Annotated in this window: 10 protein-coding genes; 7 read left to right on the top strand and 3 right to left on the bottom strand. The window is 36.4% G+C overall.

The features are described from left to right. Positions 1–29: 29 nt before the first annotated feature. Together ACSHWW_RS08765 and ACSHWW_RS08760 are read left to right on the top strand one after the other, a co-directional pair. Positions 30–1,460, top strand: coding sequence for an exonuclease domain-containing protein (locus ACSHWW_RS08765; RefSeq protein ID WP_435682066.1), 1,431 nt, complete (start codon positions 30–32; stop codon positions 1,458–1,460). Positions 1,461–1,568: 108 nt separating this feature from the next. After that, entirely contained in the window at positions 1,569–1,697 is a 129-nt protein-coding gene (locus ACSHWW_RS08760; RefSeq protein WP_435682065.1) for a hypothetical protein, read from the top strand. Positions 1,698–1,746: 49 nt separating this feature from the next. Here the strand turns inward: ACSHWW_RS08760 and ACSHWW_RS08755 are convergent, their stop codons facing one another. Both ACSHWW_RS08755 and ACSHWW_RS08750 read right to left on the bottom strand, forming a co-directional pair. Further along, a complete protein-coding gene (locus ACSHWW_RS08755) occupies positions 1,747–2,181 on the bottom strand; it encodes a hemerythrin domain-containing protein (protein ID WP_435682064.1) in 435 nt (144 codons plus the stop codon). 10 nt (positions 2,182–2,191) lie between these two features. Beyond that, positions 2,192–2,692: a pyridoxamine 5'-phosphate oxidase family protein gene (locus ACSHWW_RS08750; RefSeq protein WP_435682063.1), complete on the bottom strand. Its 501-nt coding sequence runs from the start codon at positions 2,690–2,692 to the stop codon at positions 2,192–2,194. Between the two features lie 338 nt (positions 2,693–3,030). Here ACSHWW_RS08750 and ACSHWW_RS08745 point away from each other — a divergent pair, with 338 nt between their 5' ends. From ACSHWW_RS08745 to ACSHWW_RS08725, 5 genes are read left to right on the top strand one after another with little or no spacing between them, the layout of a single operon-like run. Then, on the top strand, positions 3,031–4,743 hold the full coding sequence (locus ACSHWW_RS08745; RefSeq protein ID WP_435682062.1) for a hypothetical protein: 1,713 nt from the start codon (positions 3,031–3,033) through the stop codon (positions 4,741–4,743). Positions 4,744–4,754: 11 nt separating this feature from the next. After that, positions 4,755–11,234, top strand: a complete 6,480-nt coding sequence (locus ACSHWW_RS08740; RefSeq protein WP_435682061.1) for a hypothetical protein — start codon at positions 4,755–4,757, stop codon at positions 11,232–11,234. A gap of 10 nt (positions 11,235–11,244) precedes the next feature. Then, positions 11,245–13,317, top strand: coding sequence for a fibronectin type III domain-containing protein (locus ACSHWW_RS08735; protein ID WP_435682060.1), 2,073 nt, complete (start codon positions 11,245–11,247; stop codon positions 13,315–13,317). 13 nt (positions 13,318–13,330) lie between these two features. Beyond that, positions 13,331–16,159 (top strand): histidine kinase, encoded by a 2,829-nt coding sequence (locus ACSHWW_RS08730; RefSeq protein WP_435682059.1) that lies wholly within the window; start codon positions 13,331–13,333, stop codon positions 16,157–16,159. Further along, positions 16,146–16,883: a LytR/AlgR family response regulator transcription factor gene (locus ACSHWW_RS08725; protein ID WP_435682058.1), complete on the top strand. Its 738-nt coding sequence runs from the start codon at positions 16,146–16,148 to the stop codon at positions 16,881–16,883. The genes ACSHWW_RS08730 and ACSHWW_RS08725 overlap by 14 nt, the downstream gene beginning before the upstream one ends. Before the next feature lie 38 nt (positions 16,884–16,921). Here the strand turns inward: ACSHWW_RS08725 and ACSHWW_RS08720 are convergent, their stop codons facing one another. Beyond that, entirely contained in the window at positions 16,922–17,926 is a 1,005-nt protein-coding gene (locus tag ACSHWW_RS08720) for a YihY/virulence factor BrkB family protein (protein WP_435682057.1), read from the bottom strand. Positions 17,927–17,963: the final 37 nt, after the last annotated feature.

Below are 17,963 nucleotides of genomic sequence, written 5' to 3'. Positions count from 1 at the left end.
AGCGAATAAATTGGAATAATTCCATAATTTTGGAACATTTCCAAATATTATTTAATTTGAATCACCTTGAGACCTTATATTGTGTCGTTGACATAGAAACTACGGGAAACCGTATGAGCGGTAATCGCATGACCGAAATATGCATCGTGCGTATGAAAGGCAGCGAGATTCTTGATAAATACACTACTCTCATAGATCCCGAAGTATTGATACCTGACTACATCACGACCTTAACTGGAATCGATAATGAATTGGTAGCCAGTGCACCCGTTTTTGCAGATGTTGCCGAGGAGATTCTGGAATTTACTAGAGATTGTGTTTTTGTGGCGCATAATGTCAACTTTGATTATAACGTACTGCGCAATGAGTTTAAAAGACTGAATCACGATTTCAAGCGTAAAAAAGTGTGTACAGTGAGATTATCTCGTGAGTTAATACCTGATGAGCGTTCTTATAGTCTGGGAAAACTTTGCGATTCCATAGGCATACCGTTAAACAACCGTCATCGCGCAGAAGGTGATACAGACGCTACCGTAATATTGTTTCAAAAATTACTCGCTATTGATGAAGATGGAGCAATCTTTAGCAAATTTGTAAAAGGAGCTTTTAAGGAAGGAACATTTCCGCCACATCTAGATCGTTCACAATTTGACAAACTGCCCGATGCTCCAGGTGTTTATATTTTTAAAGATCGAGCGCAAAAAGTTATTTATGTAGGTAAGGCGATCAGCTTACGTAAAAGAGTACTGTCACATTTCTATTCTAAAACCTCTAAGTCTTATCTCATGTGTCAAGAGATTCATCATATTGAACATATCGAGACAGGAAATGAGTTGGTGGCTTTACTTCAAGAATCAGACTTGATTAAAAAGTATTATCCCAAGTTTAATGTAGTTCAAAAAAAGCCAAAACCGGCTTATCAAATATTGCATTACAAGAATCAGCTAGGTGTGATACAGTTTGCGGTTGGGCTTGTAAAATCTTATGACTATTCTGTAGTGACGCATTATAATAGAGCTCACGCCGTAGAACAACTAGAACAGCTCTGCGCCGACTTTAATCTATGTCCACGATATTGTAGTTTTAAAACGCAGGAAGATTGTACTTCTCATTACAAATTGAAATCCTGTAAAGGAATTTGCAAAAAAGAAGAGCTGGTTTCTTTATATAACTTGAGAGCTAATCAAGCAATTGAATCACTTCATAACCAAAACCCTAATTACCTCATCAAACAACCAGGTAGAACTCATGAAGAATCTTGTTTTATCCTAGTACGCGATGGTGAGTATCAAGGTTACGGTTACATAGATAATCATACAGCTATCGCTAACTTATCAGATTGTGAAGATTATATAGACCGTAAGGCAGCAAATTTCCATACGAATCAAATTATACGTGCCTATCTAAAAAAGTATGGTGAGCAAAATGTAATTCATGAGGAGATGAACTTAACGGCCTAGTTACATCGATCTCACTTGCTGGTTAGTATTGTTAAAAATAATTTAATTAAGATTTTATTTTAAATTTTTTATCGGTTGAGAAATTATTTTTAAAATAAAATTAAAATCATGAAATCAAATTTTACACTTTTAGACTACAGCGATTATAAGCGTAAAACTATTGAAAACGATTATGATTATGAGGATAACGATGTCATCGATGATTCAAATCGTAATGCTTATGATAGCTATCTATAAAAAATGCCCGATTTTGTAAATCGGGCATTTTTATTAAGGTTCTAGAATATTAACGATTCTCTTTCATATGTTTTTGATATTCGCCTGCAAGGGTTTCTTTTTCTTTTTCATTAAGAACCTTTCCTGCAAGTTGAAAGATTTCCTGCTCTTCTTCTTCTAGATGATGCTCCACTTGGTGTGCAAGCTCTTTCATGTAAGTTAACCACGCACTAGAACTGCGATCTGTTTCCTCCATCTTTTCAACGAGTTCATCAATTTCATGATGTTCGGCAATGCTATGTCTAGCACGTTCTTGTGTCATATCTACTTCGATTAGCGGTATGTAGAAATAGCGTTCCTCGGCATCTTCATGAGTAACTAGTTCTGTTTTAAGTTTATCAAAAAGCTCCTTGCGTTCCTCAGTATCACCAGAGGTTTTTAATAATTTATCTATTAGATCTCGTTGTACATCATGATCTTTTCTTAATGCTTCAAATATATTCATAGCGGTTGGTTTATAGATTTAAATTTCCTGTTTCTCCTATTTCAGTTTTATCACCAGTAATTGCGGTGTAAGATAATTTTGCTAGCGTTACTAGTGCATTAGTTTTAGTATCCCAATACTGAGCATTTTTAGGTTTAAATTTTAAAACGGTTAGCGTCGGGTCATTCTTATTGTCAAACCAGTTATTATCTAGATTGCCATATAATTCATCAATTAATGCAGCGTCAGTAGTTATTACTGTGGAACCATAAACACTCAAAAATTCTTTGGCTTTCACATCTCCAAAAATCAATTGGGTATCTGCATCATTTTCTATGTTCTTGTTATGATCACTGGTGCTTTTACTAAAGAATATAACCGTTCCATCATCCTCTATTCTTTTAGGAGTCATAGGGATTGCATCTACTGGTTTAGAACCCAGATTAGTTAACATCATTGCGGTGCTTATAGAACGAGATAAATCTAGATATTTCTCTAAGGCTTCTTTTTGGTGTAGGTTTTTAGTACTCATTTTTTATTTTCAAGTTACAACCTGTCATCTGCTAATACTCTTAAGTATATGCGAATTAACTTCATATTTACAATTAGCAGTTGTAATAGATTTATTACAAACTGCTCATATCCAAAATCTTAAGGTTTTTCAATTAGTCGTTAACTCAGAAACTAAGAAATGTTAATTTGTTAAAAACTGTTAAGGAATCAAACGTGCATTTCAAGGAATGAAACTGCCATTTGCTTGTATGCTCATTGTCTAATCTCACATATAGTCTTTAATTCATCTTGTTAATTAAAGTAGCCTGTACTCTTTAAAAATAGGAAAGGTGGCTTTTTATCTAAGATCAACAGATTATGGGGAAAATTATAAAAACTGTTTTGATATTGTTGCTGTGGTTGTTAATAGGGATGAATACTTTAACAGCACAAGAAGAAGATAAAAAGTCGCCTGTACAGGTAACTGGTAGTTTAGGGTTTTATTACGATTACTATTCATTCTCTCAAGAAAACTACGCCACGTTCCGTCCTCGATATCCTGAGAACTTACTAAGACTGAACGCGCAAATGAGTATCAACTTTGGTAAACACTTCTCCATTCCTATAAGTGTGAACGTGACCAACCAAGAAGTTCTTTACAACCTACCCAGCGTTCCAGAAGAAAGCGCGCTCGATTATATACAAAACCCAGCCAATAACATAAGTATCAATCCTAAGTACAAATGGGCTCAAGGATTCTTCGGTACTCAAACGCCTAACTATACACCGTTGACTACCGGTGATATTCCCATTTTTGGTGTAGGAATGGAAATCAATCCTGGAAGTTTCATATTATCTGCCGCAGTTGGGAAGTCTCAACGCGCGATTGAACCCGATCTTTTATTGAATGTTCCTGGTGCTTATGAACAAAGTATCATCACCGCTCGTATAGGTGTAGGGAAACTAGAAGGTTCAAAATTCACCGTTAATGTAGTGCGTGTAAGAGATCATAAAAATTCAGTAATCACTGCTCCAGTAGGAATTCAACCTATTGAAGGAGTAACTATTTCACCTTATGCAGAGTTTAAACTTTTTAAAAAGCTACAATTCCGCACAGAGACTGCTGGATCTATTTACACTAGTGATTTACTGAACACAGGAACCATAGATGATGAATATGTGACTGCTGTAGAAGATTTTATTACCATTAATGCCAGTTCCACTGCCGACTTCTCACATAACTCTCGCATAGACTGGAAAGGAGATAAATTCCAGCTAGGTGGCGAGGTTCAATATATAGGACCTAGTTTTTTACCTGTAGGCTATCGTTTTGTAGAACGAGATATTCTCGATTATAAAATGAATACAGGAATGAAATTGTTCAAGAGTAAAGTGAACCTTACAGGTAGTTTTGGGATACGTACTAACAATTTAAACAACACTAAACTCTCATCTTCTCAACGTGTGATTTCAAATGCAAATCTATTTGCTCAGGTCACAGAGTCTTTTTCCTTAAACCTCAATTACAGCAACTTTGGATTTAATAATGATGCAAACATATTGAACCAGCGCATTGAGTTGGTGAATAACTCCATTACCATCTCGCCTGCTTACACTATTAAAAGTGAGAAATTCATGCACTTGATTGCTGGTAACGTTGCGTTGAACAGTTTTGAGCAGTTTGATGTGGTTAGTAACGCTTTCGCGAAAGCAGAAAACTCCACCTACTCGATCAACTATAATCTTTCCTTTTTAAAAACGCCTCTCAACCTAGGGCTGCAAGGAATATATCTCGAAAATCAATTACCGACCGGCGATTTCAACATGTTAAACTATGGAATAGTAGCGAGTTATAAAATGCTCGATAAAAAATTAACACCATCCATAGGATTCAACCTTGCTCATGTAGATGTACCAGGATTCACCACAGATTACAGAACAAACCTCAACCTAAGACTAGGTTATAAACTGACTAAAAAACTGCAATGCAAACTGCAGTATCGCTATACTAATTTCAAATACGGTACTTCCAAACCTAATGCCGTGCTTGATCAAAATAGAGTTCAGTTCTCTATTCAACAACGATTTTAAAATACAGGATTATGAAAAAGATAGTATTAGTACTCGTGTTTATGATTTCCTGTAGTTGGGCTCATGCTCAATTGCAGGCTACCCTTAATGTAGATTCAAATCCTACTCCAGAACTTAGTGAATGGACTAATCGTAATAATCTTGCGATTCTAACCGTGACTAACCCTAATCCAGGCGTTTTAATAGATTATCAAATTAAGGTAACTCTATTGCTCGATAATGATGTGAAGTTAGTGACTGATAATACGGTTCCATACATGGTAGCAGATTTTGGCACGGAAACATTCCTTGCAGACGAGTTGATCCCTTATAACGCCGTCCAATTTGTCGACACTGGTTTTAGAGATCAAATTTCTCGTACTGGTATGTTGCCACCAGGTTCTTATAGTTTTTGTATAGAGTTAATAGATCGAGAAGGACGCAGTCTCACACAACCTGAGCAGATCTGTCGTCCTATGATTATTACAGATTATCAAATGCCAGAATTACTTTCTCCCGTGGGTGGTAAAGTAATCGATCCATTACTCATTAACAGTTTAATGTTTCAATGGACTCCACTAGTTCCTGTACCAGACATGCAAACTGGAATAAGCTATTTAATAGCAGTAAGTGAGGTGCAACCTGGTCAAACACCTAGTCAAGCCTTCAGCGTGAATTACCCGATTATTGAAGAAGAAGTTACTGTAGGAACTCAATTCATATGGCCACTCGATTTACCAGCACCAGATGAAGACCAGCAGTACGTTTGGGGAATCAAGCCCATGACTCGTGAAGGAAATACCTATAGAGCTCAGAACAATGGTTTTGTGGATTATGGGGTTTTTATGATACGTGGGAATAATAAAAGTGGTGATGGTGGTAATAGAGGTAATGATAAATCTGGTGGAGTTGATTGTAGCATGCCTAATGACTTATTTACAAATCACTTAAGTCCATCAATAGTGAACGATAAATTAGTAATTAATGGATTAGATATAGCACTAGACACATATTGCGGTTATCTAGGACTTACATCAAATTGTTATGAGACTGTAACTACAGATTGGTCTAATATTATAAGTCATACTTCTGGAATAAGTTCTTGGACAGAAACTCTCAGTTTCTATGATATTCAAAATGAAGAAAAGCCTAAATGTCCTAAAAATATATGTTTCACAATCGAAGTTGAAGTACTCGTTGATGGTGTTCCTACGATGTGCTCTCATACGTTTTGTCTAGATCTAGATAAAAACTTGAGAAATGACATGGAGGATATTGCCGATACATTCTATCAAGATGGATTGGATAAAAAAGAGAAAAAAGAAGAAGATCAAGAAGCGTTTTATCAATCTCATAAAAATGCCTTAGACTGTGAAAATGGGGATGAGCAAGCCTTACTAGACATATTTATTTATCAAGCGATGTATCCTGATCATCCTGAAACTGTAGTTATTCTTGCCTTAGATGCATTAAGGCTTACGTACTTATCGCAAGTGACAAATGGAACTTATGATTTTAATGAATATGCTGTAACAACAGTTTTTGATTGGGGTGATGTCTCTAATTATGATACACAACCGGGCAACATAGCAGATCATAACTACGTGGGAATGGCTCTAGCTGGCGGATTTACAATTCCTAAAGAGGTATGTATCACAATCGAAGTCACTGATAAAACTTTTCAAGAATTAACATGTAGCATTACCATATGTAAAGATATTCCACAAGAGCAATTGGACTTGATTAAAGATCTTTTAGAAGAAGCTCAAGAAAATCTTGAAAATGGCTCTAATGATAATGACGAAGAATGTGCCTGTCTTGATAACAGCAGTGTTTCTATTCCAGACTTAACTATGGAATATGAAGTGAATGGTGCAGGAGATGAACACACACTTACCATTCCAGGTTCGCCAGCCGCTTTACAATCCATCATAGACTGTATGGCTTCTCAAGAGCAATTTGATGGTGATGAAAATATGGATGGTCATCCTGAATATAATTATCAATCAGGATTCTTTACAGGAACAGTAACGCATCAATGGCACATTCCAGATGCTATGAACGATCCAAGTAACACTCATATGTTTACAGAACTGGATGATGATGAGGAACCACTTCCCGAATTTGTAACAGTTACTTTTCATATCGTAAACCCAAATGCCGATATAGATTGTTATTTCACTCAAGATGTTCCTGTACCACATGATGCTTATAATGCTATTAATGGAACTGAAGAATGTGAATGTGATGATGATACAGCACTTGATGAGCCAGAGCTTACCCTTTTAAGACCAGATGCAGTTGAAGAACCTAGAGAAATCCTCTTTGGCGGAATCATAGCGTATCGAGATTATTTATTAAACTGTAATAGTAATTACAGTCTTGCCACTCATTCCATGGATGTAACTATTAACTGGGATGAAGAACATGATGAAGAATCTATCGTCAATTCAGGTCCTTTTACACATACATATGATGCCGATGAGCATCAAATACCAGAAGAACTTTGCGTCACGTTTTCAATAACGCCTTTATTTCCTTCTAGTGATGGTCAGGCGTGTGTTACTACCATTTGTTTGCCTGTTCCTGAAGAATGGTTAGAACTCAACACACCTGCAGTAGGCGATGGAGATCTTGCTGCTGGAGACACACTATTTGCTGGAGAACATGTAGATGGTCAAGGAGAATTTGAAATTATAGTAGATACCATAACAGGTGATGGACCATTCTCAGGAACTGGAGTTACACATATTCCATGGTTACTAGCAAACGTCGCTGTAGAATTCACAGACATTACCGTTGATGCCGATGCTAATCTAGTCTCTGGAGAAATCACTGTGGTAGTAGCAGATACTGCTCCGGCATATCCGTATGGATGTGTAGGAATGGGACACGATAATGCTGAGGACATCCAAGCCTGGTTAACTACTGATGGTGAAATTGTAGATTATACACCAGCCTTACCATTTCTTGCACCATTAGAAGCGCCATTTGGAATCAACTTTCCAAGTGGAGATATCATAGCTGTGAGTTCCATGGTATTCAAACCAACTAAGTCTGAATTTAACTTGCTGGTCATCAAACAATTTCAGCCAGATGTGAATCCAGATCAAGTCCTAGGATTTAAAGCTTGTGACACAGATTTTCATCCTGCAGCACCAGTATGGCCGCCAGAAAGACTTGAATTACTGGAAGATATTACCCTAGGAAATGTAAACAATAAAATCACATTTACATTTAAAGCACCAGTTCCAGGAACAAGTCCTGGTTGTTATATAGAATGGGGCAGCACAGGAATTACAAACTATGCGGTAGAACTAGATGTAGATTTCACTAGAGAATGGTTAATTCCTGTAGATGAAATAGACGGAACTGAAAAATCTACTGCAAACCTAGTAGGTGCTGGAGTAGCTTGGGATGGATTAGTACTGACAGGAAATCTGGAAGAATCTATACTTTCTGCTACTATTCCTAATCCAGATGATGGAACACCTACAGATACTGGAGCTCATGATTTCATCATCCTTGCTGACGAGATTGCCATGGACATGGCCGATACTTTGAATACGCCTGGAATGACCTTTCCTCCTATTTACACAGGAGAAACTACAAATCTATTTAGAGGTTTTTATATGGATGAGTTAACGGTGAAATTCTCTCCTAATAAAATGAATACTCCTGGTGGCGATCCTATAGAAGTGAGTATTAATGATATGATTATAGATGACACTGGAATCACGTTAACTGCTGAAGTAGAGAACCTGATCGCTTTTGGCGGTGCTGAGGTTGCCGATATGGTCGCTAGTATAGATCGTGTTTATCTGGAAATATTATCCAGCAACTTTGTAGAAGCTGGAGTTGAAGGACGTATTGCTATACCAGTAAATGAAGGAAACGGACTTGATAATTCGTTAGCTTATACTGCCCTATTTAATAATCCGCTGGATCCTGCGTTGAATAATAATTTTCAACTCATATTAGAGCCTGATCAACCTATCCAAAATGATCTTTTTGGTGGTGGAGAGTTCACACTAGATGAAACTTCAAATTTAACGGGATACTTTGATAAAGATAAAAAGACCTTTACCATGGACCTCAATGGAGATTTTGCTTGGGAAGATGCCACTGTTGGACCGGTGGATCAAATTAATATGTCGCTCGGTTTTGAAGGTTTAGGTTTTGACTATGATAGTAGTCTCGCAACTAATAAATTGACCTTTGATCAAGGAATTTGGGCTTTTGCAAGTCCGCAAAAAAAGGTAGCTAATTTCCCTGTTACTATTGAAGAAATTGACTTTATTCAAATGCCTACTACTGGAAATCAGTTAATGCACGGTAAACTCATGTTTGATGTGATATTCAACTTATCTGATAAAATAGGTGGTCGCTCTACTTTAGGTATAGAAGGAGCTATAGCAGATACTAAACTCAGCGGTGGAAAAACCTTTGATCCGGAATTAATTGGAGCTGTTGTAGATTCCATAAGTATCTCTGCTGACATGGCCGCTGTAAAAATCAATGGTGCTATTGGGTTCAGAGATAACGATCCGATCTATGGAAATGGATTTATAGGAACTCTAGATGCCGAATTTAAAGCTGGTGGAATTAAAGTAGGTGCGCTGGCCGAGTTTGGGAATACCACTTATGGTCATACTGGACCTTACAGATACTGGCGTGTAGAAGCAGCAGCAACGTTCCCTGCTCCAGGAATTACATTTTTACCTGGAATGGCGTTTAGAGGTTTTGGCGGTGGCGCATTTAGAAACATGATCGCAACACCAGACGGTAGTGATTTTACGTTCACTCCAGAATATGACCAATTAGGTTTCAGAGCAAATGCTGTTCTTGCTACAACTCCTAAAGAAGAAACTTTTAATGCCGACGTAGGTTTACTTGCCGCATTCTCAGGAAGTGGTGGAATGACAAATATTGCCTTTACTGGAGATTTCTATGTAGGTGCAAAAATAGTAGATCGTACTAAAGCAAAAATAGATGGCGCTGTAGGAGTAAGTTATAACTTCCCAGACAAGCATTTTCTGTTAACTGCCGATGTTAACATAAACGCACCGCCTATTACCACTCCATCACCTATGAACTTGATTCTAGATATAGATGGTAAGAAGAATGAATGGTTCTTCAAATTTGGTGTGCCAGATTATCCTAATACCGTAAAAGTTAGTGGTGTTACTTTATATGAATACCTCATGTTTGGTAATAAGATTCCTAATCCTGGAGGATTCACAACTACATTTGAAAACAATTATTATAATGCAGTAGGTAATTATCCTTATGCTGGAACCACAGGTACCGGTGGTGTAGGTGATAATACGGCTCAAGGAAAAGGCTTTGCTCTAGGTATAGGATTCATGTTTGATAAAGATGGAGAATATGAAATTACCAACTTTGGAAGTGGTGAAAAGAAACATGTACTTGACTGGGACCTATCTGCCGGTGCAGAATTGCATTTATCCTACATGCAATATGTAGGTAGTTGTGGTGGCTATACTCCATTAGGTATCAACGGTTATCGAGCAAAAGGTGGATTAGGGATGTATGGTACTGCTAGTGCTGGAGTAACTCGTTATAAAAAGAATGGAAGTACAAAATGGCACATCAACTTAGCCTCTATAAAAGCAGGAGCTTGGATTACAGGAGAATTCCCTAAACCAGTTTATGCTGCTGGTGCAGTTGAAGGTGAAGTAGGATTATTTGATGATTTGATTTCATTTGACTTTTATCAATCCTTTGAATATGGGACTTATTGTACTAATCCTGTAGGTTCTGCTGGAGCGCCAGTAACCCAAGGTGATGCAGCTGCTGAGCAGGCAAATGCATTAATAACTTATGTAAAAGCAAGTCCTAGTGCAGAGTTTCCTTTAACACAACCTGTGATTGCAAAATTTGGTTTGAATCCAGATGAAGTATTTGATGTTAGTGAACAGCAATCTAACGGAACTGTAGAAATGCGCACATTCAAAATGGTGAAAACTCAATCTTTTAAAATTGAAAATGAAACTACTGGAGCATGGGAAACCGTTGCTATTGACCAATCTCAAAACAACCTAGGGGAATATCTTTATACTAAAAAACCTCCTATGGGATCTGCAATGGCAGCACCAGCCGTTCTATCAATGTCTCCAGCGCCTAGTTTTGGTAGTTTTGGAGTTGCAGCTCCTGCAGCTGCATATGTATCTTCTCCAGCAATGGGTATATCTGGTGCGGCATCTGCGTTATCTGGAGCTGCAGTCGCTGGTCCATCAGGTTTAACTTCATATCCAGTCACACCTAGTGATGATTATGATGACCTACCACCAGATCCTGATCCGGTAATTAATGACCTTGAAGACAATCGCAGATATCAATTTACTGTGACAGCAGTGTTAAAAGAATACAATGGAACTGGATGGACTACCGCACTTAAAAACGACGGTACTCCGGTAACTCAAACAATTACTAAAACATTCAGTACAGGTCCTATGACGGCTGTATCTGCTGGCGCTGCAACATTTTAAAATGAAAGACATGAAAAAATATCCATCAATCATATTTATAGGTTTTTTGTTTTTAGTTTCTGCTTTCGCGAAAGCGCAACAAGAACCAACCACAGTAATTAAAACCAAGGGACGATTTATTAATAATAGCGTAGAGTTACGTTTTTTCCCTGATCGTAAAAGCACGATGAGCCTAGCGTTTAAGTCGGGTTTTATAATAGAAAGAGCCACAGGAACAGCGAGTAATTTTGTAGAAATTGGGCGCACTCAACCATTCACTGAATCGCAATGGCAAGAAGCAATGGCAGCAGCTAGAACTGAAGATGAACGTAATGAGATAGAACTTGCCCAAGACTTTTATCTAGACATTCTAGCTGGAAGTGGTGGTTCTATGGACTTCACAAGCGGTATCTCAGATCTTAAAGATCAAAAAGCGACTGAGGATTTTCAACTCATGGTTTCATTACTTACGGCTATTAAAAATTCTGAGGCGGCAAAAGGTTTGGGCTTTTCATACATCGACAAATCTGTACAAAATGGCACCGATTATTCTTATAGAATTAAATTAGTAGAAGAGTCTGCTATTTATAAAACGGAATCAGCACCTTTTCAAATAAAAGCATCTACAGATGGCAATGCATTGAAAAACAAAGTTTTTGTAAAAACAGGTGATACTCAACTAGGATTTGTATGGAAAGACCACCCAGATTTAAGTGGTGTAGATGTGGAACGTACTATAAATGGTAAAAATGTTAAACTTAATAAAGCACCTATTTATGCTATAAGAGGTTCTAATTATGATGGCCCTAAACGTACTGGTTTTGATGAAGATAGCTTAGTGAATTATCAGAAATATACGTATCGATTTTATGCGCAAACGCTTTTTGGAGAACGTGTGCAATTTGCAGAGGTAACTGCCATGCCACGAGATAGAACAGCACCACAGCAGCCTTTCTTGAAACAACCACAACATGTAAAACCTGGTGAGGTTCACGTGGAATGGAAAATGAATGCTCCTATAGGCGGCGATTTTAAAGGTTTTGCGATTTCTAGATCTCATCAAAACAATGGTGAGTTTAAACTACTGCATGACAAGCTATTACCATCGAGTGCACGCAAATTTATAGATAAGAGTTTTATACTGGGCAAGACTAATTATTATTTAGTACAAGCTGTGGATACTGCAAATAATATCAGTTCCTCGTATCCAGTATCTGTGACCTTAATAGACAGCATTCCTCCTACTAAACCTATATTTATCAAAGGAAAAATCGACTCGACTGGAATAGTTACTATCGATATTAAGGAAAATCCTGAGAGCGATTTGATGGGTTATAGACTATACCGTTCAAATGCTAGCGAACATGAATTTTCGGCCATTAAAGAAGGGTTTTTATCCATCGATAGTATGGATAGAAAAGTGCAAACTACTTATAGAGATACCGTTACTTTAAAATCTTTAACTCCTTACATTTATTACAGAGTTGAAGCGCTGGATTTTAATCATAATACATCAGAATTTTCAGAGATTCTAAAGGTAAAAAGACCCGATAAGATTGCTCCTACTACTCCAGTTTTCAAGAAAATAAAATCTACCGAAAAGCAAATCGAGTTACAATTTGTTTTAAGTAAAAGTATGGACGTAAAAGAACAAATTCTATATCGTAAAACCGATTTGAAAGCTCCATGGGAAAAATATCAAATATTTGAGAACGACCAAAATAGCTTTATCGATAACCGAGTAGAAAAAGGAACCACCTACTACTACAGTATGCGAGCTATAGATGATAGTGATAACTTCTCACAATATGCGGTTCCAGTGCAAGGAAAGACCTATGACACTGGTGTGAGACCACCTGTAGAGAATCTCAAAATCAACTCGCGTGATGGTCGGGTAGATATAACTTGGTCTTATAAGAACTTGAATAAAGACACTTATTTTGTTATTTACAAGAAGAATAAAAACGGGCAGTTTGTACAACATGGCAGGAGTTTAGAATTACGCTTTCGCGAAAGCGAGAAAAACAAAAGTACCTATGCCATAAAAGTATTTACTACTGATGGTGGACAGTCTAAATTGAGCAAAGAAGTGAGCATTAAGTAGTACTTTAGTGACAATGAAGAAAACATGGCTTCTCATAGTTTTATTAAGTGCCTTTTACTGGAGCGCTGGGCAATCCTATGTCAACTATTCTGAGAAAGATGGTTTACCGAGCAATCATGTTTATAAAATCACACAAGATGTAGATGGGTTTATATGGATCGCAACTGATGAAGGTCTCGTAAAATATAACGGCTCAGAATTTAAAATATTCACTACTCGAGATGGGTTGCCTACTAATGATATATGGAACATTTTTCCAGGAAATGATGGGAAGTTATGGTACATCGCAAAAAGTACCAGTATGGGATACATTCTTCACGATCAGGTGCATGATTTTAAAAATGTAGATGAGGATATTACTATGGATCCTATTTACACAGGTTTTACTGGAGACCAGCTTATTCCATCAGGAACTTTTCACTCTTACTTGCTTAACGATGAGAATCAATGGGAACAACAAGAATTTGAAAACACGGACCATAAAGTGCTTATCTCTAGTGTCATTCATAAAGATTTTAATAAGTTAAGTAGTTCTCAAGCAAATTCTGGACGCATAACAGCCATAACACCTGAAAACAAAACTCACACCTTTGTAGACTCAATTACTAGAATAGATAGTTATTCTAGAGGTCAGCTTACTGATAGTTTATATGTTATCAATAATAAAATGTCCTACAATTATGTAGACTTAAACAACTTAAAACTTAAGCAGTATTCTTATGAAAATGAACTAGGTGTAACATCTTTAAAATATGCTAGAATTCACCTAGCAAATAACCGAATTCAATTCACTGGAGAGCACGTGGTTACCTTTTTAAATAATGAATTAAAACCTGAATCTCTTATTCACATTCCCAAAGAACTCAATTCACATTATTCATTTATCGATAAAGAAAATACGGTGTGGATTGCAACTTTTAATAGTGGAATTTATAAACACGCACTCAATGAAAAAAATATCACTACTGAGCTAGATACTTATAAAATTAAAGACATTAAATATGTTGATAACGATGTAATCGCACTAGTTGAAGAAAAAGGATTCTATAAATATAATGAAGGATTAAAAACCTTTGAATCCTTCATTGATAACAATCATTTTCTGTATGATGCGATATATTTACCTCAAACTAATTCCTCCTATTTTTTTACTAAAAAAAATATCTACACCATAACAGATGGTAAACAAATTAACCATGAGTTTAATGTGGTTAATGAAAGTGCTCGCTCCTTGGATTATCATGATGGTTATCTTTATAGTCATTTCACAGCAGGCATTAAACGACTTGCTCCATATAGTCTTGAAGAATTAGAATCATGGTATCTAGGAAGCGCACGTTGTGAAGTATCCTTCAAAGATGAATTAATTGTAGGTGTTTCAAATGGTCTATACCAATTAGAAAATGAAAAGTTTGAAAAAATTCCGGCTTTAGCAAATTTTGATAAACCCGTGATAGATTTAAAAACTATTAATGATCATCAGATGTTAGTATCTACGTCTGGTTACGGTATTTATCTAACTGATCTTGAGACCATAGAATTGCTTGATGGCAGTGAATTTCTCAAGGCTAATAACCCGTTTTTTCAAGACAATCAATTGTATGTACCAACTAACCAAGGGATTTACCATTATGAATACGTAGACCAAACATTTTTACTAAGAAACAGATGGAATAATACAAATGGACTACCTACTCATAAAATTAATGGCGTTTTAAAATTAGATGATAAATTAATGATTGCCACAAATAAGGGAATCATCCACTTACCTATAGATTATAAGTCAGAACAAGGATTACTGGACTTATATATAGAATCGGGTAACTATCAAGAGGAGAATTTAACACAAAACAATACCGTAACTTACAGTGAAAATACGGTAACACGCTTTGTGGTAAAAAGTTTAGATTATCGCAATAATCAGAATCTACATTATGATTTTAAACTAGCTCCTAACCAGACAGATTGGGTAACGACTAACTCTTCAAACCTGAGTTTTTCAGATTTAGGACCTGGTTCCTACCAGCTGCAATTGCGCGGCGAAAACGTTACAAAATCTATAGATTTTACAATCGAGCCTAAATGGTATCAAGCCTGGTGGTTTTATATCTTGAGTTTATTAAGCCTTATAACAGCGGTCGTTTTTATCACTAAATATCTTACTAAAAAATCTCAAGAAAAGAAAAATAAGGAATTATTACAATCTCAAAAACTATCAGAACTACAACTCAAGGCATTGCGCTCACAGATGAATCCGCATTTTGTATTTAATTCCTTGACGGCAATTCAGTATTACATCAATGAGAATGACTTTGAAACATCAGATAAATATCTAGTGAAATTTTCAAGACTGGTTAGAGAATTCTTTGAATTAAGTAAAGAACAATATATCACTGTTGAAAGAGAAATAGAGCTTTTAAAAAACTATCTAGATCTTGAAAAATTGAGATTTAAAAGCAAATTAAGTTATGAAATCATAGTCGATCCTGTTCTAGATATTCACGATAAATTACCTAGCATGTTATTGCAGCCTATCGTGGAAAACGCAGTAAATCACGGAATATTTAATAAATCCACAGCAGGAAAAGTAATCGTGAAATTTAAACGACTAGATAAAGATCGCATTAAAATACATATCATAGATGATGGTGTAGGAATGAAGTTCAATAAAGACGATAATCGTTATAAATCATCATCTGTTCTTGATGATCGATTGAAATATTTGAGAGCGTCTGGGCTGTGGGAAATTCAATTGCAAAGAGCTGCAGCGTCTCAAGATGCTACTCATCCAGGTCATGAAGTCATATTTGATCTTAAAAAAATAAACAATGAAAATTTATAAAGCCATACTGGTAGATGACGAGCACACTGCTCTACAGAATCTTAAAAAAAAGATCGAGAAAGTAAGTGATAAAATTGAGGTCATTGCCACATATCAAGATCCTAAAGAAGCGCTTAAAGCGATCAACCTTCACGCACCTGATATTCTTTTTCTAGATATACAAATGCCTGGACTCAATGGTTTTGAATTACTCAACAGCATTGAAGAATTAAAATCTCAAGTAATTTTCTCCACCGCTTATGGAGAATATGCTCTTGAAGCAATCAAAAAAAATGCGGTAGATTACATTCTTAAACCAGTAGATAATAAAGAACTTAAAGATGCTATTGAAAAAGCGATTCTTAACATAGAAAAAGAAAATGCAGACCAAAACGCAAATCTCGTTGAACTACTCAATAAAATTATAGATCGAGATCATAAATTAAAAGTTCCTACTCAAAAAGGAATCTCTTTTATACCACAGGAAGAAGTTATTCACCTCGAAGGTTATGATGGTTACACAAAAATCCACCTTATGGACGGTAAAACGCTAACTAGTTCATACAGCTTAGGGAAATTCAGTGATTATCTGGACGACTATTTTTTCAAGTGTCATAAATCCCATATCGTTAATATCAAGGCCGTGAGAGCGTTTGAAAATGAAGGCTACGTAGTTATAGGAGAAGATTATAGAGTTCCTATTACTAAGACTTACAAACAAGCGTTTTTAGAGTTATTTAGTTAGTGAAATCACGCTTTCGCGAAAGCGTAACATAACCAAGCTTATAGTTCCTCCACAATATTAGACTCATCTGACTCGATAAGTTCCTCAATTTCTGCATGAGTCACTTCTTCACCTTTATCCACGATTACAAGTTCCTCTTTATACTTAAGAGCCTTAGAACTAGGTAAAATGCCGTCACCATATCTATTCACATAAACTAGAATAAACTCTGCTCCATAAAATAAAATCAAGCAGGAATAAGAAACCCAAAGTAGTAGTATAATAATAATTCCAGCGGCACCATAAGCACTTGCTGGAGACGATTGTGTGAAATAAATTTCTAATAAAAACTTACCAGTTTCAAATAACAATCCAGTAAGTATTGCTCCAGGCCATACCATTTTCCATTTGAGGCGAGCGTCTGGCAGGAATCTAAACATCAACCCAAACAAAAAAGAAATGATGATTAACGAAATTAAAAAATTGATCGCTAGAGCAAGCATACCTAGGTATTCGGCAATATTTGCTTGAATCCAATCTTGAAGAATTGCAATTACTGCTGAAAGGACAAAACTGATTAAAATTAAAAAACCAAGAACTAAAATAAATCCAAAACTCTTCACACGGTCCGTAATGATTTTCCACCATGGTGTTTTGGGATTAATTTTAAGCTTCCAGATTTTGTTTAGAGCCAACTGTAATTGATAAAAAACACCTGTCGCTGCAAAAACTAATGTCAAAACACCAATAACATTTGCAAAAAAACTATCACTGTCTATACGAGCAGCTTGCAGGATTCCGGTTAAATCTGCCGCGGCATCATAACCTATAAGCGAAGTAAGTCCATTAGTAAGTCTTCCTGTTGCGATCTCAGTATCCCATACGGTACTTATAACGTTAATCATGATTACCATCAAACCTGGAAGTGCGAGAATAGCATAATAAGCAACACTAGCACCCAGCTGCCATACGTCATCATCGTTCCATTTTTTGGCACTTTCCCATAACAATGATGGTAGATGTTTCCATTTAAAGGTTTCTCGAGTTGTAGCAGTTATTTTCATAATAGAATACGAATTAACCATCTATTCAATAAATAAC

Source organism: Nonlabens sp. (assembly GCF_051251825.1).
Classification (GTDB): domain Bacteria; phylum Bacteroidota; class Bacteroidia; order Flavobacteriales; family Flavobacteriaceae; genus Nonlabens.
Note: the sequence above shows the minus strand (reverse complement) of the source record. Positions and strands in the feature narration are given on the sequence as shown.

What these genes read in the sequence shown, in the direction of transcription:
- ACSHWW_RS08725 (WP_435682058.1), top strand. Translation starts at nt 16,146, where the DNA reads ATGAAAATTTATAAAGCCATACTGGTAGATGACGAGCACACTGCTCTA.
- ACSHWW_RS08745 (WP_435682062.1), top strand. Translation starts at nt 3,031, where the DNA reads ATGGGGAAAATTATAAAAACTGTTTTGATATTGTTGCTGTGGTTGTTA.
- ACSHWW_RS08720 (WP_435682057.1), bottom strand. Translation starts at nt 17,926, where the DNA reads ATGAAAATAACTGCTACAACTCGAGAAACCTTTAAATGGAAACATCTA.
- ACSHWW_RS08755 (WP_435682064.1), bottom strand. Translation starts at nt 2,181, where the DNA reads ATGAATATATTTGAAGCATTAAGAAAAGATCATGATGTACAACGAGAT.
- ACSHWW_RS08750 (WP_435682063.1), bottom strand. Translation starts at nt 2,692, where the DNA reads ATGAGTACTAAAAACCTACACCAAAAAGAAGCCTTAGAGAAATATCTA.
- ACSHWW_RS08730 (WP_435682059.1), top strand. Translation starts at nt 13,331, where the DNA reads ATGAAGAAAACATGGCTTCTCATAGTTTTATTAAGTGCCTTTTACTGG.
- ACSHWW_RS08740 (WP_435682061.1), top strand. Translation starts at nt 4,755, where the DNA reads ATGAAAAAGATAGTATTAGTACTCGTGTTTATGATTTCCTGTAGTTGG.
- ACSHWW_RS08760 (WP_435682065.1), top strand. Translation starts at nt 1,569, where the DNA reads ATGAAATCAAATTTTACACTTTTAGACTACAGCGATTATAAGCGTAAA.
- ACSHWW_RS08735 (WP_435682060.1), top strand. Translation starts at nt 11,245, where the DNA reads ATGAAAAAATATCCATCAATCATATTTATAGGTTTTTTGTTTTTAGTT.